The following is a 26,166-nucleotide window of genomic DNA, read 5'->3' as shown; positions in this document are numbered from 1 at the left end:
AGGGGGCTGCCATGAAGTATCAAGCCCAGCGCGGTATGGCGTTGCTGGTCAGTCTGGTGTTCCTGCTGTTGCTGACGTTGATCGGCCTTTCATCGATGCAGAACGCCACCCTGCAGGAAAAAATGGCCGGCAGCGTGAGCTTGCGCAATCAGTCGTTCCAGGGCGCCGAAGCGGCGTTACGTGTGGGCGAAAGCGCGGTGCAGCTGGACAGCTATTCATTGCCGGTCTGCAGCCAGTGCACACCACCGGCGGACGCGGTGACGGTCACTGCTGCCGGCGCGGGCTCCTCCGGCGTAACCTGGATCGCCACGGGCAGGGGCTTTTACGGGGTGCAGAACATCGGCACCACGGTCAACGCCGTGAATGTGCCGAGCAACACCTCGGCGACGCTTTACCGGGTGACCGCCGTTGGCATCGCGGGCAACTCGCGCAGCGTCGTGGAGAGTATTTATGCGAAGTACTGAAAGGCGCCGTGGCGTGTGGCAGCTGATTTGCGGCGTGGTATTGGGGCTTTACCTGTCCGCACCGGCTTACGCGTTCACGCCGTCAGATTCACCGCTGTTAAGCGCGGCAGCGGTCGTGCCGAACGTGATTTTGCTGATCGACGATTCGGGGAGCATGAACAGCATCCTCTATGCCCCCGGGTTCGATCCGACGGTCACGGGGCGCACACCGGCCAGGGAATGCAATTTTTTCCTGGGCCTGTGCTTGAGCAGCAGCGACATCATCGGTGATTCGATCTTCCTTTCCAGCCTTGCGCAGTCCGGTTGCTCCGGTGGGGCCTACGCGTTTTACAACAACAGCCTGGCGCCGCTGTGCCTTAAATTGCCGGACCCGGTCGGAGGCGAAAATACCCGGTACACCGACGATTATCTGTCGTACCTGGTGGGGCTGGCGAATGGCAGCAACCGTGACTTCACCAATGGCTCGATCCCCAACGATTACCGCATGAACGTGGCGCGCAACGTGTCCACGGCATTGGTGGCCAGCAACCGGGCGTTGCGCATCGGCCTTGCGACGTTCAATCCGGCCAACAGCAACAACTCCGGGAACGGCGGCTTTATCGCCCGTTCGATCAGCGATCTGTCTCAGGTGAGCGGCAGTGTTTCCCAAGCCCAGGCCGATACCAACTACAACAATCTGATTGCCTCAATCAACGGATTGAGTGCCGTGGCCAACACGCCGCTGGCAGAGACCTACTACGAAATCAGCCGCTATTTCCGCGGGCTGACGCCGTACTACAACTCGACCCCAGCGACGTATACCAGCCCGATCCAGTACCGCTGCCAGAAGAACTACGGCGTGGTGATTACCGATGGCTTGCCGACGTACGACCGGACCTTCCCGACCAACGATCCATTGGGCACCGGCCGGCTCCCGAACTGGGACGGCGTGAACAATGATGGCAACAACCTCAACGGCGATGGAGAAGGCGACACTCTTTACCTGGATGACATCGCCAAGTTCGCCTTCGACATCGACATGCGCTCCACAGGCACCGACGCGGCAGGCAAAAGCTGGAACGCCGTAGACTTCCCGAAGCAGAACATCAACACCTACACCGTGGGCTTTACCGCCGCGAACCAGATGTTGTCGGACGCGGCCAGCTACGGACAGGGCAAGTACTATCAGGCGACCGACAGCGCCGGGCTCAACAGTGCATTGTCCTCGGCGCTGAGCGACATCACCTCCAAGGCTGGTTCCGGCGGTAGCGGCGTCACCAGCGGCACCACCCTGGCCAGCAATTCAAGTTACTTCCAGACCAGTTATGACCCGAAGGACTGGCGCGGCACCATCAAATCCTTCGGCTTCACCACGGCCGGTGCGGTGAACACCACTGCAGCGCTGTGGACCACCGACACCACCATCGTTCCCGGTGCCACAGCGCCGACTTACCAGTCCTGGAACACCCTGACCAACGCTGCCGTCACTTTGGCCTATGCCAGTTTCTCCCCGGCGCAGCAGACCTCCCTCAGCCAAGGCTTGCCGACCGGCATCACCGGCAGCGATCTGGTGGAATGGAGCAAGGGCACCAACAAAGCCGGGCTCAAGGTGCGCAGCGTGCTGCTCGGCGACATCATCAATTCGCCCCTTGTGCTGGCGTCACCCACGGACAAAACCGCCTCCGATCTGGTGGGCGACACCACCTACAGCACCTACCTGACCACCAAGGCCTCCACCATGAGCGCCAGTCTGGTGGTGAATGCCAACGACGGCTTTGTGAATGTCATCAACTCGGCCAATGGCGCCCGGCGTTATGCCTACATGCCTTCCAGCGTGTTGCCATCGTTGCGCTACATCGCCGACCCGACCTACATCAACGGTGTGAGCCACAAGTTTCTGGTCGACGGTCAGCTCGGGGTGTTCGATGCCCAGTTCGGCAGCGCCTGGAAAACCCTGGCCATTGGCGGAACCGGGGCCGGCGGCAGGACTTTTTATGCGTTACAGCTGTTCGATGCATCGGCGGGCAACGTGTTCAAGGCGCTGTGGGAATTCAGTGCGCCGGCCACGCCGAACCCCGCGAACGTTTTCAATGATCTGGGTTATGCCTATGCACGACCGGAAGTGGCACGCTTGGCCGACGGTCGCTGGGCTGCGTTCATTTCCAACGGCTATGGCAGCAACTCCGGGGTGGCGGCGTTGTACGTGGTGGATGTTCGTGACGGCTCGTTGATCAAGAAAATCGTGGTCGACAGCACCGACACCACCAACGGTCTGTCGTCGGTGAAGCTGCGGGTCAACTCGCAGAATGTGGTGCAGGCCGCCTATGGTGGCGACTTGAAAGGGCGGTTATGGAAGTTCGATTTGAGCGCAACGGCCCCCGACACCTGGGGCGTGGCGTTTGCCGGTAAACCGCTATTTACCACGGCGGGTGGCGCCACTCAGCCGATTACCGTGCAGCCGCTGCTGGCGGACAATTCACTGGGCGGCAAGGAAGTATTTTTCGGCACCGGCAAATTCAACGAGACAGCCGACAAGACCAACAAGGATTTGCAGGCGTTCTACGCCGTGTGGGATGCGGAAGGCGGCGCGGGTCAGATCACCGTGTCCAGTTTGCAGGCGCAAGCGGTGACCGGCGTGTTCTCGGGCAGTACCGGGCAATTCATCACCACCAGCCAGAACGACGTGACCTATCCGGGGGAAAAGGGCTGGTACTTGCCGCTGGTGTACAACAGCGTGTTGACGGGCGAACGGGTGATCAATCAGGCCAATCTGGTGCTGGGGCGGATCGTTTTTACCACGGCGAGTGTGGACACCACTGACCCATGTGCCAGCTTCGGCACCGGCAAACTGGTCGAACTGGAGGCGTTCAGCGGTAAGATGCTCAACTACGCGGTGCTCGACACCAATAACGACGGGACGGTCGACAGCACGGACACGGTGTCCAGCGGCGTGATTTTCACCGGCGGCATCCCGACCCTGAACGCCATCGTCAACGGCGCGACCCGCAAGATCGTGAACGATTCCAGTGGCGGCATCAGCACCCTGGTGGAAAAATCCGGCGGCGGCAGCCGTCGCATCATGTGGCGACAAATACAGTAAGTGAGAGTTTAGGAATGCGCAGATCCAACCGAGGTTTTACCCTGATCGAAATCATGATCGTGATTGCGATCATCGGTATCGTCATGACCATTGCCGCCCCAAGCCTCACGGAGTACGTGAAAAAGGGTCGCCGCACCGAAGTGGCCGGGTTGCTCTCCGAGCAGGCGCAAATTCTTGAGCGGTTCTACTCGAAGAACAACGTCTATACCGCAGCCACCGGACTGAGCGCCGGCAACGACTTTTACACCATCACCCCGACCCTGACCGATCAAACCTTCCTGCTGACAGCAACGCGCAAGACCGGCGCTGCGATGGCGACCGACAAGTGCGGGGATTTCACCCTCACCAACACCGGCGTCAGAAGTATGGTCAATGCGACGTCCGGGCTCGTCACCAAAGACTGCTGGGGTCGCTGAGTTTCTTTTTCGGGCGCCTTTTTGCGCCCTCTGTCTATTTATCGGTTGGATCAGAACATGAGCAGGCAACAGCAAGTGGTGATTGTCGGCGGCGGCGTGATTGGGCTGCTGACGGCGTTCAATCTCGCGTCCGAAGTGCAAAGTGTCGTGTTGCTGGATCGTTCGAACGTGGGTCAGGAATCGTCATGGGCTGGTGGCGGGATTGTTTCGCCGCTCTATCCGTGGCGCTACAGCCCGGCCGTCACCGCGCTGGCGCATTGGTCCCAGGATTTTTATCCACAGCTCGGTGAGCGACTGTTCGCCGCGACCGGGGTTGATCCTGAAGTGCACACTACCGGCCTGTACTGGCTGGATCTGGATGACGAGGCCGAGGCGCTGGCCTGGGCGAAGCGGGAAAACCGTCCGCTGCGGGCGGTGGATATCTCGGCGGCACATGATGCCGTACCGGTGTTGGGCGCCGGATTTTCCCGGGCGATCTACATGGCCGATGTGGCCAACGTGCGTAATCCGCGCCTGGTGAAATCCCTCAAGGCTGCGTTGCTGGCGCTGCCGAACGTGACGATTCGTGAGCAGTGTGAAGTCAGCGGGTTTGTTCGTGAAGGCGACAGAGTCGTCGGCGTGCAGACCTCGGCGGGCCCTGTTCACGGTGATCAGGTCGTCCTGACGGCGGGCGCCTGGAGCGGTGACTTGCTCAAGAGTCTGGACCTGGAGCTGCCGGTCGAGCCGGTCAAAGGGCAGATGATTTTGTACAAGTGCGCGGCGGACTTCCTGCCGAGCATGGTGCTGGCCAAGGGGCGTTACGCGATTCCCCGGCGCGACGGGCACATTCTGATTGGCAGTACGCTGGAACATGAAGGCTACGACAAGACGCCGACCGATTCGGCGCTGGAGAGCCTGAAAGCATCGGCGGTGGAACTGATTCCAGCGCTGGCGGATGCCGAAGTGGTGGGGCATTGGGCTGGACTGCGACCGGGCTCGCCGGAGGGGATTCCCTATATTGGCCGAGTGCCGGGGTTCGAAGGGCTCTGGCTCAATTGCGGGCATTACCGTAACGGGCTGGTGCTGGCGCCGGCGTCGTGCCAGTTGTTCGTGGATGTGATGCTGGGGCGAGCGCCGATTATCGATCCGGCGCCGTATGCGCCGACCGGGCGGATCTGACGGCAAGATTTTTTATTGCCTGCCAGATCGCTTTCGCGGGCAAGCCTCGCTCCCACAGGTTTGAGTCGATCAATACATTTGCGACGACACAACCCTTGTAGGAGCGAGGCTTGCCCGCGAAGAGGCCCTCAATCCAACCCCAATTTCTTGAGCCGATAACGCATCGACCTGAACGACAAATTCAACCGCTGAGCCGCCGCCGTGCGGTTCCAGCGGGTTTCCTCCAATGCCTGGAGGATGAGTTTGCGTTCGACGTTTTCCAGATAGTCTTCCAGGTTGTCGATCTGCGTCAGGTCCGGCGCGCCGTTCTCTGCCGTGCAGTTACCTTCGGCCAGTCGCAGGTCGCTGGCTTCGATCTGTTTGTTCTCGCACAGGGTGTAAGCCCGCTCCAGCACGTTCTCCAGCTCCCGCACGTTGCCCGGAAAGCGGTAACTTTTCAGCGCATCGAGGGCGAGCGGGTGGAGTTTTGCCGCGGGTTGGCCACTACCGGCGGCCAGCCGCTTGAGCACATGGCTGGCCAGCGGCTCGATGTCGTCACGGCGCTCGCGCAGAGGCGGAACGCGGAGTTCGATCACGTTCAACCGATAGTACAAATCCTGGCGAAAGCGTTCGGCGCTGACTTCGGCGTCGAGGTCTTTGTGGGTGGCGCACAGGATGCGCACGTCGACCACCACCTCTTGCTGACCGCCGACGCTGCGAATGGCTTTCTCCTGAATGGCCCGCAGCAGTTTGACCTGCATCGCCAAGGGCAAATCAGCCACTTCGTCGAGAAACAGCGTGCCGCCATGGGCCGCTTGAAACAGCCCGGGTTTGTCTTCGATGGCACCACTGAAACTGCCTTTGCGATGGCCGAAGAATTCGCTTTCCATCAATTCCGACGGAATCGCCCCACAATTGACCGGGACGAACGGTTGAGCGGCACGCGGGCCTTGCTCGTGAATCAGCCGGGCGACCAATTCCTTGCCGCTGCCGGATTCGCCGCTGATATAGACCGGCGCCTGGCTGCGGGCGAGTTTGTCGATTTGTTTGCGCAGGTCGCGCATCGGCAGTGAATCGCCCAGCAACCGGCGATCGATCGCCGTACTGGCGCCGCCCGGAGCCGTCAGGCGCAGGGCGCTGGTGACCAGTTCGCGCAGGCGTGTCAGGTCGACCGGTTTGGTCAGGAAGTCGAAGGCGCCTGCCTTGAGGGCGTTGATCGCCGTTTCGAGGCTGCCATAGGCGGTGATCATCGCCACCGGCACTTGCGAGTAACGTTGCTGGATGTATTGCACCAGCTCAAGACCGGTGCCGTCGGGCAGGCGCATGTCGGTCAGGCACAGGTCGAATGTCTCCCGCGTCAACAAGGCCTGGGCTTCGCCAAGGTTGCGGGCACTGTAGGTATCGAGTTTCATCCGTCCCAGGGTGATTTCCAGGAGTTCGCGGATATCCGGTTCGTCGTCGACGATCAGGACTTTTGGCCGTGGGCTCATGTTCAACTTTGTTTCCGTCCGTGAGCAAAAGTGATGCGAAAGCAGCCGCCGCCTTGGCGTGGATTGAAGTCTAGGCGGGCCTGGTTGCTTTCGCACAGCTCACGGGACAGATAAAGCCCCAGGCCTGTGCCCTGGCTACTGGTGGTGAAGAAGGGTTCGAACAAATGCGTCTGTTGGTCCGGCGCCACGCCTGGGCCGTTGTCCCTGACCTCAAGCGTCGGCAACTGGCTGTCGGGCTCGACAAACAACTCGAGCCAGACCTGCGCCAGGTCGTGATTCAGCGCGCTATGGCGCCAGGCATTGCGCAACAGATTGTCGAGAATCTGGGTCAGCTGATTCGGGTCCATCAGGGTTTTGAAGTCGCCCGGGCCGATATGCAGGTGAATCAACTGGTGCTCGGTCGCCCCTTCACGGGTTTCGGCGACGAAGTGCTCCAGCCACGGCTTCAGATCAAGCCGTTGCGGCACGGTTTGCTGGCGGCGGGACAGTTGCAGGACGTTTTCGATAACCCGATTCATTCGCTGAGAGTGGTCTTGGATAATCTGCGTCAGACGCCGATCCGCGCCGTTCAGTTCCTCGGATTCCTGCAATAGCTGCGCGGCATGACTAATGGCACCCAGTGGATTGCGGATTTCATGGGCAATGCCGGCCGTCAGGCGACCGAGTGCGGCGAGTTTCAGTTGCTGTGCTTGTTGCGCGATCTGGGCAAGGTCCTCGAGAAACACCAGGGTCTGGTGATTCGGGCTTTGGTCCAGGGCAATGAAGCTGGGTTGCAGTTCCAGGCCATTGCCGGCGATTTTCAGGCTTTGCGGACGCAACGACGGATTGTTGAACCACAGCTGCAGGCGTTCGACCAATGTCGGCGAATAGTCGTCGATCAACTGACCATCGAGGTCTGTCTGCCCCAGCAAGATCAAGGCGCTGTGATTGGCCAGTTGCACCCGCCGCTGGTCATCGAGCACCAGAATGCCCGTGCGCATGCGGTGCAGGATCAATGCGTTGAGCGCTTCCAGGCCAACCACTTCACTGGCGCGCTGCTGGGCGAGGTGTTCGCTGACTTCCAGTCGATTGATCAGGCCTTGCACCAGCAATGCCGCGGCAAAACACAGCGCGCCGAGGGTGCCGACTTGCAGGTAGTCGCTGGGGCTGATGGGGTGACTGAAGCTCAGGAGGAAACTGAAGCCGATGATGCCAAGGGCAGCAACCGCCGCGATCAGCAGGCCGATACGCCCGCGCAACAAGGTGTTGCTGATGGCCACCGAGACGATGAGCAGGTTGCCGATAGCGCTCGCCAAACCGCCTGCGGCGTAGAACAAGCCGCACAGCAGCAGGACGTCGACCAGGGCGAGGCTGAAAAGCTGGGCCGGCCGTCGGGTGTTCTCCCAGAAGACCACCAGCAGGATGTTCAGCACCAGATACAACCAACTGCCACTGCGCAGCAGGTCGTCCTTGGCGAAGGCCAGCAACTGGTTGTCCATGTTGCTGGAGATCAACAGCACCAGGGTGATGCCGACGCTTAAACGGTAGAGATGATAAAGACGCAGCAGTCGCTGGGCCTGTTTGCCGCCGGGACTGGACGTCTCAGCGACCACTTGAGCCCGGGCCTTGCTCAAGGTGAGCCTGGCTGCAATACCACTGTTGTTGAAGGCTCAGCGCGCGGTCGCGGGGCAGGTGAACGCCGCAATGCGCGCAGCGGACCATGGGCGCAGCATCCAGCTCGGCGGAGGACCTGGGCGCGGAAGTCGAAGCCTTGAACTTGCGCCAGAACCATACCGCAGCGGCAATCAGGGCGATCCAGAACAGTAAACGAAGCATGGTGAGCAGCTTTATTGGCTAATGAACAGGCAGTTTAGCCAAGGACCTGACCCGCGCACAGCGCAATAAAAAAGGGAGACTCACGAGTCTCCCTTTTTTGCACAACCGGACGTGTCAGTCGAACACGCCGAAGGTCATGTAGCTGAACCACGAGCGGTCTTCGTTGTTGGCTTCGGACTCGTGTTCCTCTTCTTCGATCACGTCGCCATTTTCATCTTTAGGCTTGAGATCGCTTGGAATCGCGTCCTTGGCATCCTGGAACTGCTTCTGCACGTCCTGGTTGGCGCGGGTTTCGCCCGGCGGCAACGGCGGACGGGATTCGATCAGGCCCAAGGTAGCCTTGCTCAACCACGAGCGGTTGTCGGCTTCGTCGACCGAAGGCTTGAACTGACCGTCCACCAGGCTTGGGTGGTTCGGGTAGTTGAGCTTCAGGGTTTCGAGGCTGGTGGCTGCCAGGTCGTCCAGGTGCAGACGCTGGTAGGCTTCGGTCATCACCGCCAGGCCGTCACCGACCGATGGGGTTTCCTGGAAGTTTTCCACCACGTAACGGCCACGGTTCGCGGCGGCGACATAGGCCTGACGGGTCAGGTAGTAGTCGGCGACGTGAATCTCGTAGGAGGCCAGCAGGTTGCGCAGATAAATCATGCGCTGCTTGGCATCCGGCGAGTAGCGGCTGTTCGGGAAGCGGCTGGTCAGCTGGGCGAACTCGTTGTACGAGTCGCGGGCAGCGCCCGGGTCACGCTTGGTCATGTCCAGCGGCAGGAAGCGCGCCAGCAGGCCGACGTCCTGGTCGAAGGAGGTCAGACCCTTGAGGTAATACGCGTAGTCCACGTTCGGATGCTGTGGGTGCAAACGAATGAAACGCTCGGCGGCAGACTTCGCAGCCTCAGGCTCGGTGTTCTTGTAGTTGGCGTAGATGAGCTCGAGTTGAGCCTGATCGGCGTAGCGACCGAACGGATAACGCGACTCCAGCGCCTTCAGCTTGGCTGTGGCGGCGGTGTAGCTATTGTTGTCCAGATCGTGCTGAGCCTGCTGGTACAGCTCGACTTCGCTCAGGTTTTCGTCTACGACTTCCTTCGATGAGCAAGCAGCGGTCAATGCGAGGATGGCGATCAGCAGCAGGTGTTTCACTTGCATGGCGGCTTGCGTCCCTATGACGGCCGCTGTCTTGGGCGGGGCCGTCCTGTTATGATGAGCGCCCCGTTGAATAGCCTCGGGGCAAAAGACGCCGTATTTAACCACAAGCGCGCAGCCGAAACCAAAGGCTGTGCCGACGCCTAGTCTGAGCATGTCCGATAAAATTGAACTTCGCGCAGAGGTGCCGTCCGAATTGGGCGGCCAACGCCTCGATCAAGTCGCCGCACAATTATTCGCTGAGCACTCGCGCTCGCGCCTTTCCGCCTGGATCAAAGACGGCCGCCTGACTGTGGATGGGGCGGTTATCCGCCCGCGAGACATCGTTCATGGTGGCGCCATTCTTGAGCTGACTGCCGAGCAGGAAGCTCAGGGCGAATGGATCGCTCAAGACATCGAGCTGGACATCGTCTATGAAGACGACGACATCCTGGTGATCAACAAACCTGCGGGCCTGGTGGTGCATCCTGCCGCCGGTCACGCCGATGGCACCTTGCTCAACGCCTTGCTGCACCACGTGCCGGACATTATCAATGTGCCCCGCGCCGGTATCGTGCATCGCCTCGACAAGGACACCACCGGTCTGATGGTGGTGGCCAAGACCATTCAGGCGCAGACACAGCTTGTCACGCAATTGCAGAGCCGCAGCGTAAGCCGGATTTACGAATGCATCGTGATCGGTGTGGTGACCGCTGGCGGCAAGATCAACGCGCCGATCGGTCGTCACGGCCAGCAACGCCAGCGCATGGCCGTGATGGAAGGGGGCAAGCAAGCCGTCAGCCATTACCGCGTGCTCGAGCGTTTCCGCTCCCACACGCATGTGCGGGTGAAGCTGGAAACCGGTCGTACGCACCAGATTCGTGTGCACATGGCCCACATCAACTACCCGTTGGTCGGAGATCCTGCCTACGGCGGTCGCTTCCGCATTCCACCGGCAGCCAGTGTGACCATGGTCGAATCGTTGAAGGCGTTCCCGCGTCAGGCCCTGCATGCGCGGTTCCTGGAGCTGGATCACCCGACCACCGGTAAACGCATGAGCTGGGAATCGCCATTGCCGGATGACTTCGTCTGGTTGCTGACCCTGCTCAAGCAAGACCGTGAGGCGTTCATCGGATGAGTGACTGGCTGATTCCCGACTGGCCTGCGCCTGCCGGGGTGAAAGCCTGTGTGACCACCCGTGCGGGCGGCGTCAGTCTGGCGCCGTTCGACAGCCTCAACCTCGGCGATCACGTCGACGACAGCCCTGAAGCTGTTGCCGAAAATCGCCGTCGCCTTACCGATCATTTTTCTATTCAGCCGGCCTGGTTAAAGCAGGTTCACGGCATTGTCGTGGCCCACGCGGACCCAGGCATCACGGCCACCGCCGACGCCAGCTGGACTTCAACGCCCGGAATCGCCTGCGCGGCGATGACCGCCGATTGCCTGCCCGCATTGTTCTGCGACCGTGCCGGCACTCGCGTCGCGGCGGCCCATGCCGGTTGGCGCGGATTGGCGGCGGGTGTGCTCGAAGCCACCCTCGACAGCCTCGCCGTGCCAGCCGATGACATCCTCGTGTGGCTTGGCCCGGCCATCGGTCCGCAAGCCTTTGAAGTCGGCCCGGAAGTACGAGAAACCTTCGTCGAGCAACTGCCCGAATCGGCCAAAGCCTTTGTTCCGAGCCAAAATGCTGGCAAGTTCATGGCTGACATCTACGAGCTGGCGCGTTTGCGTCTGGCTGCGCGCGGTGTCACCGCTGTCTATGGTGGCGGTTTCTGCACCGTGACCGATCCACGCTTCTTTTCCTACCGCCGTAGTCCTCGCACCGGTCGGTTTGCCTCCCTTATCTGGCTCGAACGCTAGACTTCTCTGATCTGCATCAACTGTACGAAGCTTGAATCTCCCAGAATCGACCACATCTAGTGAGGTATCTGGCAGGTTTCTTCATTCAGGATGTTTTATAGGTCCGGCCTGCTCAAAAGGAAGGTGACCCATGCGTATAGATCGTTTAACCAGCAAATTGCAGTTAGCTCTATCCGACGCCCAATCGCTGGCCGTCGGCCTTGACCACCCCGGCATCGAGCCGGCGCACTTGATGCAGGCCATGCTTGAACAGCAGGGTGGTTCGATCAAACCCCTGCTGATGCAGGTCGGTTTTGACGTCAACAGCCTGCGTAAAGAGCTGACCAAAGAGCTCGACCAGCTCCCGAAAATCCAGAACCCGACCGGCGACGTGAACATGTCGCAGGATCTGGCGCGCCTGCTCAACCAGGCCGATCGCCTGGCCCAGCAGAAGGGCGATCAGTTCATCTCCAGTGAGCTGGTGCTGCTTGCCGCCATGGACGAGAACAGCAAGCTCGGCAAGTTGCTGCTCGGCCAAGGCGTCAGCAAGAAAGCCCTGGAAAACGCGATCAACAACCTGCGTGGCGGCGAAGCCGTCAACGACGCCAACCACGAAGAGTCGCGCCAGGCGCTGGATAAATACACCGTCGACCTGACCAAGCGCGCCGAAGAAGGCAAACTCGACCCGGTGATCGGCCGTGACGATGAAATTCGCCGGACCATCCAGGTGCTGCAACGCCGCACCAAGAACAACCCGGTGCTGATCGGTGAGCCTGGTGTGGGTAAAACTGCCATCGCCGAAGGCCTGGCCCAGCGCATCATCAACGGTGAAGTGCCGGATGGTCTGAAGGGCAAGCGCCTGTTGTCTCTGGACATGGGGGCGTTGATTGCCGGCGCCAAGTACCGCGGCGAGTTCGAAGAGCGCCTCAAATCCTTGCTCAATGAGCTGTCGAAGCAGGAAGGGCAGATCATTCTGTTCATCGACGAACTGCACACCATGGTCGGCGCCGGTAAAGGCGAAGGCTCGATGGATGCGGGCAACATGCTCAAGCCAGCGTTGGCGCGCGGCGAGCTGCATTGCGTCGGCGCGACCACGCTCAACGAGTACCGCCAATATATAGAGAAGGATGCGGCCCTCGAACGACGCTTCCAGAAAGTCCTGGTGGACGAGCCTAGCGAAGAGGACACCATCGCGATTCTGCGTGGCCTGAAAGAGCGTTATGAGGTTCACCACAAAGTGGCGATCACTGACGGCGCTATTATTGCCGCGGCCAAACTCAGCCATCGCTACATCACTGACCGTCAGTTGCCGGACAAGGCCATCGACCTGATCGACGAAGCGGCCAGCCGCATCCGCATGGAAATCGATTCCAAGCCGGAAGTACTGGATCGTCTGGAGCGTCGTCTGATTCAGCTGAAGGTGGAATCCCAGGCGCTGAAGAAAGAAAGCGATGACGCGGCGAAGAAACGTCTGGAAAAACTCCAGGAAGAAATCGTTCGCCACGAACGTGAGTACTCGGACCTCGAAGAAATCTGGAACTCGGAAAAAGCCGAGGTACAGGGTTCTGCGCAGATCCAGCAGAAAATCGAACAGTCCCGCCAGGAACTGGAAGCCGCGCGCCGTAAGGGCGACCTGAACCGCATGGCCGAGCTGCAATACGGGGTGATCCCGGACCTGGAGCGCAGCCTGCAAATGGTCGATCAGCACGGCAAAAGCGAGAACCAGCTGCTGCGCAGCAAGGTGACCGAGGAAGAGATCGCCGAAGTCGTCTCGAAGTGGACCGGCATTCCGGTGTCGAAAATGCTCGAAGGCGAGCGCGACAAGCTGATGAAGATGGAAAGCCTGTTGCACCAACGCGTGATCGGCCAGGACGAAGCGGTGATCGCGGTTTCCAACGCGGTGCGGCGTTCCCGGGCCGGGTTGTCCGACCCGAATCGCCCGAGTGGTTCGTTCATGTTCCTCGGCCCGACCGGTGTCGGTAAAACCGAGCTGTGCAAGGCGCTGGCCGAGTTCCTCTTTGATACCGAAGAGGCGATGGTGCGGATCGACATGTCCGAGTTCATGGAGAAACATTCCGTGGCTCGACTGATCGGGGCGCCACCGGGCTATGTGGGCTATGAAGAGGGCGGTTACCTGACCGAGGCGGTGCGTCGCAAGCCTTACTCGGTGATCCTTCTGGACGAGGTCGAGAAGGCTCACCCGGATGTGTTCAACATCTTGCTCCAAGTGCTGGAAGATGGGCGCCTGACCGACAGCCATGGCCGCACGGTGGATTTCAAGAACACCGTGATCGTCATGACCTCCAACCTGGGCTCGGTACAGATCCAGGAACTGGTCGGTGATCGCGAGGCGCAACGTGCGGCGGTGATGGATGCGATTTCCACGCACTTCCGGCCGGAGTTCATCAACCGGGTCGACGAAGTGGTGATCTTCGAGCCATTGGCGCGGGATCAGATCGCGGGCATTACCGAGATCCAGTTGGGTCGTCTGCGCAGTCGTTTGACCGAGCGCGAGCTGAAACTGGAGCTGAGTCCAGAGGCCATGGACAAGCTGATCGCGGTGGGTTACGACCCGGTGTACGGCGCGCGGCCGCTCAAACGGGCGATCCAGCGCTGGATCGAGAACCCGCTGGCGCAGTTGATTCTGTCGGGGCGTTTCATGGCTGGCGATACCGCTGTCGGCACGGTGGAAAACGACGAAATCGTATTTGCCTGACCCGTTACGGCAGTGAAATAAACAAGGCCTCGCATCGCGAGGCCTTTTTTTCGTCAGGTTGTTGAACTGAAAGGAAAAGGCTTGTAAAGTGCGCCCCGCAGTAAGTCACCCGTAAGGGTTTCTGCTCCCCAAGCAGGAATCTGAAATAAGTTGCAAATCATTAACTTGAATGCAATTTAAGGGGTTGACAGAGGTGCTTAAGATTGTAGAATAGCGCGCCTCAGACACACGAACGCAGCGATGCGAACGGGTCGAAGAGGTGAAGCAAGCTTCACAGTTGTAAATTGAAATATCAGTAGTAATTGAAATTTATAGTTCCGTGATAGCTCAGTCGGTAGAGCAAATGACTGTTAATCATTGGGTCCCAGGTTCGAGTCCTGGTCACGGAGCCAATTTCAAACCGGGGTATAGCGCAGTCCGGTAGCGCGCCTGCTTTGGGAGCAGGATGTCAGGAGTTCGAATCCCCTTACCCCGACCATTTTTGGGTCGTTAGCTCAGTTGGTAGAGCAGTTGGCTTTTAACCAATTGGTCGTAGGTTCGAATCCCACACGACCCACCATTTTTGAAACCAGTTAACGCTGGAATCAGATCTTAAGATCAGACGCCAAAAGCTCTGTTCGCAGAAGGCGCCTTTAAAAGGTGCCTTTTTTTTACCGGGGTATAGCGCAGTCCGGTAGCGCGCCTGCTTTGGGAGCAGGATGTCAGGAGTTCGAATCCCCTTACCCCGACCATATTAAAAATCCTCGTATCGAAAGATACGGGGATTTTTTTTGTCTTCGATTTTTTGTTTTCGAGAAGCAACACTTCAGTCATCGTACAACCTGCCGATAACGAGGCGACGGGGTACTGCCGAAACAACGCCCCTTATCCAAGCCACTACAAGAATAGGGCGTTCGTTATGTTGCTTCGTCAGTTGAATATTGCTCCTCGGGCCGCCTTGGGGTTTGCCTTGATTGCCGTATTGGTTGCCTTGCTCGGGGTTTTCGCACTGGGGCAGATGTCGAGCATTCGCGACAGCGAAGTGGCCGTGGAAAAACAATGGCTGCCGAGTATCCGTGGCGGCGACGAGATCCGCGAGATCATGCTGCGCATCCGCACCATTTCCCTGCGCATGGCCCTCGATCAGGACCCGAAGAACATTCCTGTGTATCGCGGCCAGATGGACACCCGCGACAAGGAGCTGAGCGAAAAGATTGCCGCCTACGACCAGTTGGTCAACACCGTCGAAGGCAAGGCGTTGTATGACCAGTTCAAAACCACCTTCGCGGCGTATCGCGCCGGCATTGCCCAGTCGTTCTCACTGGCGGAGCAGGGGCGTCGCGACGAACTGACCAAGCTGCTGCTGATCGACATGAAAACCGTGGTTGATGGTTCCGGTAAGCAGCTCAATGACCTGGCCGATCTGTTCGCCAGACAAGTCGCCGCCGAAAGCCAGAAATCAGAAGCGCATTACGAAACATCGCGAATGATCGTCAGCCTGTTCATCGCCCTCGCAGCCTTGGCCACCGTTGGCCTGGCCATGCTGCTGACCCGTAGCATCGTCAAACCGCTGGGCGAAGCCTTGCACGCCGCAGAAAACGTAGCCCGAGGCGATCTGACTCGCCCCATCGAAACCCATGGCAACGACGAAGTGAGCCGCTTGCTCAAGGCCCTCGCGACCATGCAACAGAACCTGCGGGAAACCCTGCAAGGTATCAGCGGCTCGGCGGCGCAACTGGCCACGGCAGCTGATGAGTTGAACGCGGTCACCCTCGACGGCACGCAAACCCTGCAACAACAGAACAACGAAATTGAACAAGCCGCCACTGCCGTCACTGAAATGACCACCGCCGTGGAGGAGGTTGCGCGCAACGCCGTGTCGACCTCCGACGCCACGCGCCAATCCAGCGAGTCCGCACACGTCGGCCAGGAGCGCGTCAGCGAAACCGTCACCGCCATCAGCGCACTCGCCAGCGATGTGCAGATCACCGGCGGTTTGGTGCAATCCCTGGCCAACCAGTCGCAGGACATCGGCAAGGTGCTGGATGTGATTCGGGCGATTGCCGAGCAAACCAATCTGCTGGCGCTCAACGCGGCCATTGAAGCAGCGCGGGCCGGGGAAAGTGGTCGAGGGTTTGCGGTGGTGGCCGATGAAGTGCGTGCGCTGGCCTATCGCACCCAGCAATCGACTCAGGAAATCGAGCAAATGGTCCAGGGCATGCGTAGCGGCTCAACCCAGGCGCTGGAGTCCATGCAGGCGAGCTCGACCCGTGCAGCCAGCACCTTGGCCTTGGCTGAGCGTGCGGGCGAGGCGTTGCAGACCATCACGGCGTCGGTTCATCAGATCCACGAACGAAACCTGGTGATCGCCAGCGCGGCTGAAGAACAGGCGCAAGTGGCGCGGGAAGTCGATCGCAACCTGGTGAACATCCGCGACCTGTCGGTGCGCTCTGCTGCTGGTGCGGATCAGACCAGCGCGTCCAGCCATGAGCTTTCACAGCTGGCCAATTCCTTGCGCACCATGGTCCAGCGCTTCCAGGTGTAAATCCGCCAGGCGAAAAAAAACCGCGCTTCCCGAAGGAAAAGCGCGGTTTTGTGCTTGAAGGCTTAGGCGCCGTCTTGGTCTTTCAGGTGCTCGAACAGACCTTTTGGCATTTTCTTGCCGTTGGCTTCGAAGTTGGCTTTCACGTTGTCGTAAGCCTCTTGCTCGTCGATGAAGCCGTCATGGTTGGTGTCGATCTTGTCGAAGTTGGACTTCGGCGCGACTTTCTGGAATTCGGCGCGGGAAACTTTGCCGTCGCCATCCGTATCGGTCTTCGCCATCGACGCATCGCCACACTTGCCTTCGCCACACTTGCCTTCAGGGGTTTTCACCACTTGTTCAGCCGAGGCCAGCAGGTAGCCCTGGGTCAACGGCTGCGCAGCGAACACGGAACCGGACAACATCATGCCGCCGGCCAGAACAGCGCCGAGCAGACCAATAGTGTTTTTGGTAGTACGGGACATTTCAATACTCCTGGGTTGCACGACACAACCGTTCGATAAAGGACGCCACGTGAGTGCGGCGATAACCGGAGCGGGCGAGTTGCCTTGCTCGGATGTGGCCATTTAAAGGGCGGGGTGTATCGCTACTGTGTCGCGCAAGGGGGGAGTTTGTAAGCGAAGGGGTGAAATTGTGGCGGGAGATACAGTGAGACACACGAGTGTCAGATGGTGGGACCGAGGTGCCTCATTCGCGGGCAAGCCTCGCTCCTACAGATGGCTGGTGACTGTAGGAGCGAGGCTCGCCCGCGAAGAGGCCCTAATGGACGCTGAAGAACTTAATGCAGTTTGAGTCGCGGCTCGGTCCCGCGCCCGATCTTGCTGCCCAACATCAACATCGCCGTACGAAACGCGCCATACAGCGCCATCTGGTGCATGCGATACAGCGACACGTAAAACATCCGCGCCAGCCAGCCCTCGAGCATCACGCTCCCGGTCAGGTTGCCCATCAAGTTACCCACAGCCGAAAAACGCGACAGCGAGATCAGCGAGCCGTAGTCGGTGTATTTGTACTCCGGCAACGCCTTGCCTTCGATCCGCAGTTTCAGCGATTTGGCCAGCAACGAAGCCTGCTGATGCGCGGCCTGGGCGCGTGGCGGTACGTTGCGGTCGGTGCCTGGTTGTGGGCAGGCCGCGCAGTCACCGAAGGCGAAGATGTTCTCGTCGCGGGTGGTTTGCAGGGTCGGCAGCACTTGCAGCTGATTGATGCGGTTGGTTTCCAGGCCATCGATGTCCTTGAGAAAACCCGGCGCACGAATGCCGGCGGCCCAGACTTTCAGGCTGGCGTTGATCACTTTGCCGTCGGCGGTGATCAAGCTGTCGGCGGTCACTTCGCTGACTGCCGCATTGGTCATCACATTGACCCCGAGTTTCTCCAGGGTTTTATGCACAGGCCCGCCGATGCGTTCCGGCAGGGCTGGCAGCACCCGTGGGCCGGCTTCGATCAGGGTGATGTGCATGTTTTCCGGTTTGATCCGGTCCAGGCCGTAAGCCGCCAATTCATGCGCGGCGTTGTGCAGCTCGGCGGCCAGTTCAACCCCGGTGGCACCCGCGCCGACGATGGCGACGCTGATCTGCTCGACCTTGTCGGTCTGCCCGGCATGGGCGCGCAGATAGTGATTGAGCAGTTGCTGATGGAAGCGTTCGGCCTGCTTGCGGGTGTCGAGGAACAGGCAATGCTGCGCCGCGCCCTGCGTGCCGAAATCATTGGTGGTGCTGCCGACGGCAATCACCAGCGAGTCGTAAGCCACTTCACGCGCCGGCACAAGTTCCAGGCCGGCTTCGTCGTAAGTGGCGGCCAGCTGGATTTTTTTCTGCGCGCGATCGAGCCCGCTCATGCGCCCCAGCTGGAACTCGAAGTGGTTCCATTTCGCCTGGGCAACATAGTTGAGTTCGTCTTCGGAGGAGTTCAGCGACCCGGCCGCCACTTCGTGCAACAACGGCTTCCAGATGTGGGTCAGGTTCGCGTCGACCAGCATCACACTGGCCGTGCCACGCTTGCCCAGAGTCTTACCCAGACGGGTAGCCAACTCCAGGCCGCCGGCGCCGCCGCCAACGATGACAATACGATGAGTCATGGGGATATCTCGCAAGGCTAAAAGAAATCGGTGCAATTACCCGAGCGAGCGCGATGCAGCTCATAGCGTCAGGTAACTGATAAATCGGCTCAACAGGCCTAAACCAATGGTCACTGCCAACACCACCACCAGGAGCATCCACGGCCGGAAAGGCCGGCGCTCGACTCGGTGCTGGGACAGGTGCAGGTACTCTTCGACATGCTTCTGGTCGTCGGGGTTCAGGCGGCTGGTCATATTGGGCCTCGTCAGGTAGACGTTGCTGAATGTGTAGAAGCTACAGGCTGATTCAACGAACGTTGAACGGAGCATAGCCGCTGGCTGGAACAGGCTCGACGCTCACCGTATCGTCCAGGCGAATGATTCCACCTTGTAACACCCGGGCGGTGATTCCGCCATGTCCGCGAACCGCCTGAAACGTCCCGGGGCCGAGGTTGTTTTGCAGGCGCGCGCACGGCTGGCACCAACCGGTGGTTTCGAAAATTGCCTGGCCGATGCGGAAGCGCCGTCCCTTGAGGCTGAACAGGTTGATACCGCTGATAACGAGGTTGCGCCGCAAATCATTAGGCAATACCGGTTTATCGTCCGGGCGGCCCATCAGCGAACTGATCACGGCCAAGTGTTCCCACTGAATTAACGTCACCTGACGCGCGTTACGTACGCCGGGACGGGCTCGATCGCCGGTCAGGCCGGCTTCAAGTCGTGCTTCCACGGCGTCTAGTTCGATCATCGGCACATGGGGTTCGGGGCGCACGCCGATCCAGCGCACGCGGCCGGTTTGCGGGACTTCGGCGATTAATTCCTGCAAAGGGCTCACAGGCTGATCCCGACGTCGAAGACGATGCTGCGGCCCAGGTTGTTGCGCAGGAAGTCCGGGGCTTCCGGGTGGGCAAACAGCACACGGGCGAAGGTCGGGCCGACCAGCGACAGCGAACGCCAGCCCTGACGCAGGTATTCGGTCGGCGGCGGGAAATGGCTGTTGAGGTCCAGCACTTCGCGCTTGAGGCTGGCGAACGCGATGATGTCCAGTTCCCCCAGGTCCATGCCGCGCTCTTTGTAGTTGTGTGCTTTTTTACGCAAGGTCGGCGCCAGTCTCAGCAAAAACTCATTGGCCGGGATGCGCCGGGGCTTGGCTTCGCGACGCACCAGTTGGCTCAGGGAAAACGCGCTGCGCCGACGTTGCAGCTCATCACGCCATTCGTCATTGAGGCGCCGGCCTTCGTCGAGAACGAAGAACACCTCGAAACTGGCGTCACGAAACAGCACGTCCGGCGGCTCGCCGGCAGGGGCGAACTCGTCGGCGCGATAGGGAATGTTCAGGCCTTGCAGCAGGCGCTGGCAAACCCAACGCTCACGCTCCCATTTGCGGGCATTGGACAGGAACGCGTTGGCTTGCTCGGCCGCGATGGTCAGCAGGCGTAAATAATCTGAGTCATCCATAGGCCCAAGCTTAGCGTTCATTTGCGACAAGCTGAAAGCGTGAAACGGTAAACAGTAGAACAGGTGGCTTGGAACGGGCGGTGTAGACTGATGGCCAATGCGCCTAGGCGCTCGAACGAGGAGTGGAACGTGAAATACTGGCCCGTGTTGTTGTTCAGTTTCCTGCCTCTTTGGGCGCAAGCGCTGGAGGTGGGTGAGCGGCTGGCGCCGTGGACCCTGCTAGATCAGTTCGATCAGGCTTATACGCTCGATAACCAGACGCAGACGCTGCTGGTAGCGCGCAGCATGGACGCCGCCAAACTGGTCGACGCCGCTCTGCAGGGCCAGCCCAAGGGCTACCTGGAGGCTCGGCACGCCATATTCGTCGCGGACATCCAGCGCATGCCTCGATTGATCGCAAAAATGTTCGCGGTGCCGGCCATGCGCGATTATTCCTATCGAGTGATGCTTGACCGTGATGGTCGAGTGGTACCGCGTTACCCAGGGGCCGTGGATAAAGTGCTGTGGCTGCAACTCAGGAACGGTCAATTGGTGGGTCAGTCCGAATACGCCACGGCTGCGCAATTGCATGAGGCGCTGGAGAAGACCCTGCCTTGATTGACACAGGGCTGCCGTGACCGCAAAGGCTGACATCGGGTTATCCACAGGGCTGCGCTTGGCGTAGGCAGTCCATCGCAGAGGTTCCGACCTGCCGGATTTACCACCTGAAATCCCCGCAACACTCCTCATCCCCCGCCCGGCTCAGGGCAACGCACAAAACGGATAGCGATCTGCGCAAAGCGGATATTGCCCCGTGCCTGTCACCTTTACCCTCGGCTGTACGGACGTTCGCCGCGTTACCGACGCTCTTAAAAAAACAACAACAAGAGATCAATGCCATGCGCAAGATTGACGTACATGAGGTTATCGACAACGCACGATTCAACCGCTTCCACTGGATGGTGCTGTTCTGGTGTGCCCTGATTATCATTTTCGACGGTTACGATCTGGTGATCTACGGCGTGGTGTTGCCGATGCTGATGAAAGAGTGGGGGCTCAGTCCCCTGCAAGCAGGCGCACTGGGCAGTTACGCACTGTTCGGCATGATGTTCGGTGCGCTGTTTTTCGGGCCGCTGTCGGACAAGATCGGTCGCAAGAAAGCCATCACGATCTGCGTGATGCTGTTCAGCGGGTTTACCGTGCTCAATGGTTTTGCCCGCAACCCCACTGAATTTGGCCTCTGCCGGTTCATTGCCGGGCTCGGCATCGGCGGGGTGATGCCCAACGTCGTCGCGCTGATGAACGAATACGCCCCGAAGAAAATCCGCAGCACGCTGGTAGCGATCATGTTCAGCGGCTATTCGGTGGGCGGCATGCTCTCGGCGGGGCTCGGTATCGTGCTGATCCCGAGTTTCGGCTGGCAATCGGTCTTCTACGTGGCGGTGCTGCCGTTGCTGTTGTTGCCGCTGATCATGTACTTCCTGCCCGAATCGGTGGGTTTCATGCTGCGTCAGGGGCGCGATGCAGAGGCGCGCCACATTCTGCAAAGGATCGATCCGGCTTACGTCGCCCACGCCAGCGATTCGCTGCACATGAGCGAAGTGAAGGGCACCGGCACCCCGGTGTTGCAACTTTTTCGCGAAGGTCGTGCGCTACGCACATTGATGCTGTGGCTGGCGTTTTTCTGCTGCCTGCTGATGGTCTACGCCTTGAGTTCCTGGCTGCCAAAACTGATGGCCAATGCCGGTTACAGCCTGGGCTCGAGTCTGTCGTTCCTGCTGGTGCTCAACTTCGGCGCCATTTTCGGCGCGGTCGGCGGCGGTGTGCTGGGGGACAAACTCAACCTGCCACGGGTGTTGGCGGTGTTCTTCGCGGTGGCTGCGGTGTCGATCACCTTGCTGGGTTTCAACAGCCCGATGCCGCTGTTGTACCTGCTGATCGCGATTGCCGGCGCCACCACCATTGGTTCGCAAATCCTGTTGTACGCCTGCGCCGCACAGTTCTACTCCATGACCATTCGTTCCACCGGTCTGGGCTGGGCCTCGGGTATCGGGCGCAACGGCGCCATCGTCGGCCCACTGCTGGGCGGTGCGTTACTCGGGATCAGCCTGCCGCTGCAACTGAACTTCATGGCCTTTGCCTTGCCCGGTGCGGTGGCCGCGATTGCCATGACCGTGTTCGCCATCAGCAGTCGGCGCAGTGCCCGACAAACGTTACCGGGTTTGCACGAATCGCCTGACGGGGCTGTCGGCGAAGCTTCATGAAAAGGTTATTCCAGGACTTTTCCCTGTCAGCGGCCGTCGCCGGATTTATCGCCACGGTGATTTCCTACGCCGGGCCGCTGGTGATCATCTTTCAGGCCGCCGAGACGGCGCATCTCTCGCGGGAGGTGTTGTCGTCATGGGTCTGGGCGATTTCCATCGGCAGCGCCGTGCTCGGCATCGGCTTGAGCCTGCGTTACCGCGTCCCGGTGATTATCGCGTGGTCGGCGCCGGGCTCGGCGTTGCTGGTGGCGTTGTTGCCGGGGATTTCCATGCCGGAGGCGGTGGGGGCCTATCTGGTCAGCAGCCTGATTATTTTCCTGGTCGGGGTGTCGGGGGCGTTTGACCGGATCATCAGCAAACTGCCCGCGGCGATTGCAGCAGCGATGCTGGCGGGGATTCTGTTCAGCTTCGGCACCGGTTTGTTCGTGTCGCTGCAGGGCAAGCCGTTGCTGGTGCTGGCGATGTTTGCCACGTACCTGATCTGCAAACGGCTGATGCCGCGTTATGCGGTGGTGATGGTGCTGCTGGTGGGCTGCTCGATTGCATTTCTTTCCGGTGATTTGCACAGCGAAGCCTTGGTGATCGGTTTGGCCACGCCGGTGTGGATCACGCCCGTGTTCAGCCTGAGCGCGACGCTGAATATCGCCTTGCCACTGGTGATGGTGGCGCTGACCGGGCAGTTCGTGCCCGGCATGACGGTGTTGCGTGCCAGCGGCTATCAAACGCCGGCCAGCCCGATCATCGCCAGCAGTGCGCTGGGCACGGCGTTGTTGGCGCCGTTCGGTTGTCACGGGCTGAATCTGGCGGCGATCACCGCGGCCATTTGTACCGGGCGCGAGGCACATGAAGACCCCGGCAGACGCTATGTGGCCGGGGTGGTCGGCGGCCTGTGTTACCTGGTGCTGGGGATCTTCGGCGCCACCCTGGTTTCGCTGTTTTCGGCGTTCCCCAAAGAACTGATCGCCGCCCTGGCCGGGCTGGCGCTGTTCGCCGCGATTGCCGGGGCATTGGCCGGCGCAATGGCCGTGCCGAGTGATCGCGAAGCCGCGCTGGTGACCTTTCTGACCACTGCCTCTGGCATGTCGTTGCTGGGTTTGTCCGCCGCTTTTTGGGGGCTGATTTTCGGCATGGTCACGCACCTGTTGTTAAACGCCCGCCGTCCCGTTCCTCGCCGCGAATCCACTGCGGCTGAAGCACTTCAACCTGTCGATCAATAACAATAAGAGAAAAACGATGAAACAGATTCTTCCAACAACCGGTTCGGTGTTGTCCATGGCGGTCGTCTCGGGTTTGTCCTCCGGTGCGATGGCGGCGGAGGGCGGCTTCATCGAAGACACCACGGCCACCTTGCAAGCACGCAATTACTATTTCAGCCGGGACTTTTCCGACATCGTCGGGGCCAACAAACAGTCGAAGGCTGAAGAGTGGGCGCAGGGCTTCATCCTCAACGTCAAATCCGGTTACACCCAGGGTCCCGTCGGTTTTGGTGTGGATGTCATTGGCCTGCTCGGCCTCAAACTCGACAGCAGCCCGGACCGGGTCAATACCGGTTTGCTGCCGGTAAAGGATGACGGGCGCGCGGCGGATAATTACAGCCGTCTGGAGGGCGCATTGAAAGTGCGTTTCTCCAAAACCGAACTGAAGGTGGGCGAGTTGCAACCGAACCTGCCGGTATTGGCCTTCAGCGACATCCGTTTGCTGCCGCCCAGCTATCAGGGCGCAAGCATCAGCTCAAACGAGATCAATGGCCTGACGGTGCAAGGAGGGCATTTGAACTCGACCAGCCTGCGCAACGAGGCCGGCGACGAAAAGATGCAAGCCATGCTTGGTCATGTACCGCAGCGACAAGTCAGCAGCGACGGCTTCAACTTTGCTGGCGCCGATTACGCCTTCAACGATAAACGCAGCTCGGTCAGCGTCTGGTTCGGGCAACTGGAAGATATCTACAACCAGCGTTTTCTCGGCCTCAAGCACAGCGAACCGTTGGGTAACTGGATTCTGGGCGCCAACCTTGGTTATTACGATTCGCGCGAAGACGGCAAAAAATTGCTCGGCAACATCGACAACCAGGCGTTCTTCTCCTTGTTGTCGGCCAAGCGTGGCGGGCACACGTTTTATCTCGGCTATCAGGGCATGTTCGGCGACAGCGCCTTCCCGCGAGTGTTTGCCAACATCTCACCGCTGGGCAACGAGGTGCCGACCTACGAGTTCGCCTACACCGACGAGCGTTCATGGCAGGCGCGTTACGACTACGATTTCGCAGCCCTCGGCGTGCCGGGGCTGACCAGCACCGTGCGCTACATCACCGGCAACAATGTCGATACCGGCCAAGGGTTCGAGGGCAAGGACCGCGAACGCGATCTGGACATCGGCTATGTGCTGCAGAGCGGCAGCCTCAAAGGCCTCGGGATTCGCGTGCGCAATGCGATGGCGCGCTCTAACTACCGCAGCGATATCGACGAGAACCGGCTGATCCTCACCTATACGTGGACGCTGCTATGAGGCGCCGATCACAGGCTGCTGATGCAGTTACCCATCACCTGATACGTCACGCGATGAGTCTGGCCCTGATGGTCGATGTAGACCATGGACGCTGGCACCACCTCACAAGCCGTGGCGGTGTCTGTCACTGAAACCACTTCGGCGATGTCCAGCGGCTGGCCCGGGTTGTAAGGGGTGGTGGCTGGCTCGGTGCCGGCGGCCATGGCCGAGGTGGCGGCAACGGTCAGAAACAGGCTGATCAGGGTTTTCATTGTTCCGTGCTCCGTGTTGATTCCGATACTTGAATTCTAGACTTTGCCCACGACCAATAAAGGGGCGCGCGCCTGATGCAGCCTTACATGAAACGTAACAGTCACCGCCCCTGGAGGGCCTATGGATCTGCTCAATAACTTGCGGGTGTTCGTCCGCGTGGTGGACTGCGGCAGTTTTACCGCTGCCGCCGATGCGCTGGACCTGTCGACCGCGCAAGTGTCGCGACTGGTGGCGGACTTGGAGCAGCATGTGCAAGCACGCTTGCTGCAACGCACCACCCGGCGATTGAGCCTGACCGAGGCCGGTGAACGTTTCCTGCTGCGCAGCCGGCAAATACTCGAACACATGGAGGAGGCCACCGCTGAGGCCCGCGGCGCCCATCTCAAACCGAGTGGACGCTTGCGGGTGCACAGCATGAGCGGGCTGGGCGTGCTGATAACGCCGTTGATCGCCCGCTACAGCGAGCTTTACCCCGACGTGGTGTTCGAGCTGACTCTGTCGCAGCGCAACCCCGATCCGCTGGAGGACGGGCACGATGTGGTGATTTCGATTGCCCATGAACTGGCCGATTCGCAATTGGTAGCCCAGGCCGTCGGGCAGATTTACAGCGTGCCCTGCGCCTCCCCGCACTACCTGCAACGGCGTGGTGTGCCGACTACGCCGGTGGCGCTTAACGATCATCAGTGCCTGCGCATGCTCGACCCGTTGTACAGCGACGAGTGGGTGTTCCAGGACGAGGAGGGCGAGCAGGCCGTCAGCCCGGCCCAGACCTTTCAGTGCAACGTCGCCGAGTCGATGGTCAAGGCGTCGGAGGCCGGCATGGGGATCAGCCTGATTCCGTTCTACGCCGCAACGCGCTCCTTGAGCGATGGCACCTTGTTGCGCTTGCTGCCGGCCTGGCGCCCGCGTGAACGCAATGTCTATGCGGTGTACCCGTCGCGGCGTTTTCTCGATGCCAAGGTGCGGACCTGGGTGGACTTTCTCAAGGTCGAATTACCCAAGCTATTTGCTGAACACGAGGCGGTGATGAACGATCCACGGCATTGGGCCTGAAGTCGAAGGGCG

The 26,166-nt window shown here is 60.1% G+C and carries 23 protein-coding genes and 4 tRNA genes; 17 read left to right on the top strand and 10 right to left on the bottom strand.

Translation table 11 applies throughout. From position 1 onward, the window contains the following. The first annotated feature begins 11 nt into the window (after positions 1-11). The 4 genes from ACA049_RS26305 to thiO are packed head-to-tail and all read left to right on the top strand — an operon-like array spanning position 12 to position 5,117. Positions 12-464: a pilus assembly PilX family protein gene (locus ACA049_RS26305; RefSeq protein WP_497330988.1), complete on the top strand. Its 453-nt coding sequence runs from the start codon at positions 12-14 to the stop codon at positions 462-464. After that, on the top strand, positions 451-3,543 hold the full coding sequence (locus ACA049_RS26300) for a pilus assembly protein (RefSeq protein ID WP_497330986.1): 3,093 nt from the start codon (positions 451-453) through the stop codon (positions 3,541-3,543). The genes ACA049_RS26305 and ACA049_RS26300 overlap by 14 nt, the downstream gene beginning before the upstream one ends. Positions 3,544-3,557: 14 nt before the next feature. Beyond that, positions 3,558-3,959 (top strand): type IV pilin protein, encoded by a 402-nt coding sequence (locus ACA049_RS26295; protein ID WP_497330984.1) that lies wholly within the window; start codon positions 3,558-3,560, stop codon positions 3,957-3,959. A 57-nt stretch (positions 3,960-4,016) separates the two neighbouring features. Next, a complete protein-coding gene (gene thiO, locus ACA049_RS26290) occupies positions 4,017-5,117 on the top strand; it encodes a glycine oxidase ThiO (protein ID WP_497330982.1) in 1,101 nt (366 codons plus the stop codon). 128 nt (positions 5,118-5,245) lie between these two features. On the opposite strand, the gene ACA049_RS26285 is transcribed toward thiO, so the two are convergent. From ACA049_RS26285 to ACA049_RS26270, 4 genes are all read right to left on the bottom strand, one after another. Further along, positions 5,246-6,586, bottom strand: a complete 1,341-nt coding sequence (locus ACA049_RS26285; RefSeq protein ID WP_497330980.1) for a sigma-54-dependent transcriptional regulator — start codon at positions 6,584-6,586, stop codon at positions 5,246-5,248. A gap of 2 nt (positions 6,587-6,588) precedes the next feature. Next, complete coding sequence (locus ACA049_RS26280) at positions 6,589-8,178, bottom strand: sensor histidine kinase (RefSeq protein WP_497336985.1); 1,590 nt, start codon at positions 8,176-8,178, stop codon at positions 6,589-6,591. Then, a complete protein-coding gene (locus ACA049_RS26275; protein ID WP_497330978.1) occupies positions 8,168-8,401 on the bottom strand; it encodes a PP0621 family protein in 234 nt (77 codons plus the stop codon). Before ACA049_RS26275 ends, ACA049_RS26280 begins: the two co-directional genes overlap by 11 nt. 114 nt (positions 8,402-8,515) lie before the next feature. Next, the gene (locus ACA049_RS26270) at positions 8,516-9,538 is read right to left on the bottom strand and encodes an outer membrane protein assembly factor BamD (protein ID WP_497330976.1); all 1,023 of its coding nucleotides are present in this window, start codon (positions 9,536-9,538) and stop codon (positions 8,516-8,518) included. Positions 9,539-9,689: 151 nt separating this feature from the next. Here ACA049_RS26270 and rluD point away from each other — a divergent pair, with 151 nt between their 5' ends. From rluD to ACA049_RS26230, 8 genes are all read left to right on the top strand, one after another. Next, positions 9,690-10,652, top strand: a complete 963-nt coding sequence (gene rluD, locus ACA049_RS26265) for a 23S rRNA pseudouridine(1911/1915/1917) synthase RluD (RefSeq protein WP_007942311.1) — start codon at positions 9,690-9,692, stop codon at positions 10,650-10,652. Next, positions 10,649-11,374: a peptidoglycan editing factor PgeF gene (pgeF, locus tag ACA049_RS26260; protein ID WP_497330974.1), complete on the top strand. Its 726-nt coding sequence runs from the start codon at positions 10,649-10,651 to the stop codon at positions 11,372-11,374. Before rluD ends, pgeF begins: the two co-directional genes overlap by 4 nt. 130 nt (positions 11,375-11,504) lie before the next feature. After that, positions 11,505-14,069: an ATP-dependent chaperone ClpB gene (gene clpB / locus ACA049_RS26255; RefSeq protein WP_497330972.1), complete on the top strand. Its 2,565-nt coding sequence runs from the start codon at positions 11,505-11,507 to the stop codon at positions 14,067-14,069. A 316-nt stretch (positions 14,070-14,385) separates the two neighbouring features. Continuing rightward, a tRNA-Asn gene (locus ACA049_RS26250) sits at positions 14,386-14,461 on the top strand. A gap of 9 nt (positions 14,462-14,470) precedes the next feature. Beyond that, positions 14,471-14,547, top strand: a tRNA-Pro gene (locus ACA049_RS26245). A 5-nt stretch (positions 14,548-14,552) separates the two neighbouring features. Then, a tRNA-Lys gene (locus tag ACA049_RS26240) sits at positions 14,553-14,628 on the top strand. 95 nt (positions 14,629-14,723) lie between these two features. Further along, a tRNA-Pro gene (locus ACA049_RS26235) sits at positions 14,724-14,800 on the top strand. Between the two features lie 167 nt (positions 14,801-14,967). Beyond that, positions 14,968-16,593, top strand: a complete 1,626-nt coding sequence (locus ACA049_RS26230; RefSeq protein ID WP_497330970.1) for a methyl-accepting chemotaxis protein — start codon at positions 14,968-14,970, stop codon at positions 16,591-16,593. Between the two features lie 62 nt (positions 16,594-16,655). Here ACA049_RS26230 and ACA049_RS26225 read toward each other — a convergent pair whose 3' ends face one another. From ACA049_RS26225 to ACA049_RS26205, 5 genes are all read right to left on the bottom strand, one after another. Next, positions 16,656-17,054 carry an HvfA family oxazolone/thioamide-modified RiPP metallophore gene (locus tag ACA049_RS26225; protein ID WP_010467563.1) on the bottom strand — a complete coding sequence of 133 codons (399 nt, stop codon included), beginning with the start codon at positions 17,052-17,054 and terminating at the stop codon, positions 16,656-16,658. A 314-nt stretch (positions 17,055-17,368) separates the two neighbouring features. Then, entirely contained in the window at positions 17,369-18,667 is a 1,299-nt protein-coding gene (locus ACA049_RS26220) for an NAD(P)/FAD-dependent oxidoreductase (RefSeq protein ID WP_109634933.1), read from the bottom strand. A gap of 60 nt (positions 18,668-18,727) precedes the next feature. After that, positions 18,728-18,901 carry a DUF3094 domain-containing protein gene (locus ACA049_RS26215; protein WP_008028730.1) on the bottom strand — a complete coding sequence of 58 codons (174 nt, stop codon included), beginning with the start codon at positions 18,899-18,901 and terminating at the stop codon, positions 18,728-18,730. A gap of 52 nt (positions 18,902-18,953) precedes the next feature. Further along, a complete protein-coding gene (locus ACA049_RS26210) occupies positions 18,954-19,481 on the bottom strand; it encodes an MOSC domain-containing protein (RefSeq protein WP_497330968.1) in 528 nt (175 codons plus the stop codon). Continuing rightward, positions 19,478-20,104 carry a DUF1780 domain-containing protein gene (locus ACA049_RS26205; RefSeq protein ID WP_419116713.1) on the bottom strand — a complete coding sequence of 209 codons (627 nt, stop codon included), beginning with the start codon at positions 20,102-20,104 and terminating at the stop codon, positions 19,478-19,480. The genes ACA049_RS26210 and ACA049_RS26205 overlap by 4 nt, the downstream gene beginning before the upstream one ends. 129 nt (positions 20,105-20,233) lie before the next feature. Here ACA049_RS26205 and ACA049_RS26200 point away from each other — a divergent pair, with 129 nt between their 5' ends. The 4 genes from ACA049_RS26200 (at position 20,234) to ACA049_RS26185 (ending at position 24,849) form a co-directional block, all read left to right on the top strand. Next, the gene (locus tag ACA049_RS26200; RefSeq protein ID WP_497330966.1) at positions 20,234-20,701 is read left to right on the top strand and encodes an FAD/FMN-containing dehydrogenase; all 468 of its coding nucleotides are present in this window, start codon (positions 20,234-20,236) and stop codon (positions 20,699-20,701) included. A gap of 281 nt (positions 20,702-20,982) precedes the next feature. Beyond that, positions 20,983-22,347, top strand: a complete 1,365-nt coding sequence (locus ACA049_RS26195) for an aromatic acid/H+ symport family MFS transporter (protein ID WP_497330964.1) — start codon at positions 20,983-20,985, stop codon at positions 22,345-22,347. Continuing rightward, positions 22,344-23,564 carry a benzoate/H(+) symporter BenE family transporter gene (locus tag ACA049_RS26190; protein ID WP_497330962.1) on the top strand — a complete coding sequence of 407 codons (1,221 nt, stop codon included), beginning with the start codon at positions 22,344-22,346 and terminating at the stop codon, positions 23,562-23,564. The genes ACA049_RS26195 and ACA049_RS26190 overlap by 4 nt, the downstream gene beginning before the upstream one ends. Before the next feature lie 16 nt (positions 23,565-23,580). Next, the gene (locus ACA049_RS26185) at positions 23,581-24,849 is read left to right on the top strand and encodes an OprD family porin (protein ID WP_497330960.1); all 1,269 of its coding nucleotides are present in this window, start codon (positions 23,581-23,583) and stop codon (positions 24,847-24,849) included. An 8-nt stretch (positions 24,850-24,857) separates the two neighbouring features. On the opposite strand, the gene ACA049_RS26180 is transcribed toward ACA049_RS26185, so the two are convergent. Beyond that, entirely contained in the window at positions 24,858-25,100 is a 243-nt protein-coding gene (locus tag ACA049_RS26180) for a DUF2790 domain-containing protein (protein WP_497330958.1), read from the bottom strand. Positions 25,101-25,221: 121 nt separating this feature from the next. On the opposite strand from ACA049_RS26180, the gene ACA049_RS26175 reads away from it, so the two are divergent. Continuing rightward, positions 25,222-26,154 carry a LysR family transcriptional regulator gene (locus ACA049_RS26175; RefSeq protein WP_497330956.1) on the top strand — a complete coding sequence of 311 codons (933 nt, stop codon included), beginning with the start codon at positions 25,222-25,224 and terminating at the stop codon, positions 26,152-26,154. Positions 26,155-26,166: the final 12 nt, after the last annotated feature.

The sequence above is a fragment of the Pseudomonas sp. LBUM1662 genome (assembly GCF_059695915.1).
Note: the sequence above shows the minus strand (reverse complement) of the source record. Positions and strands in the feature narration are given on the sequence as shown.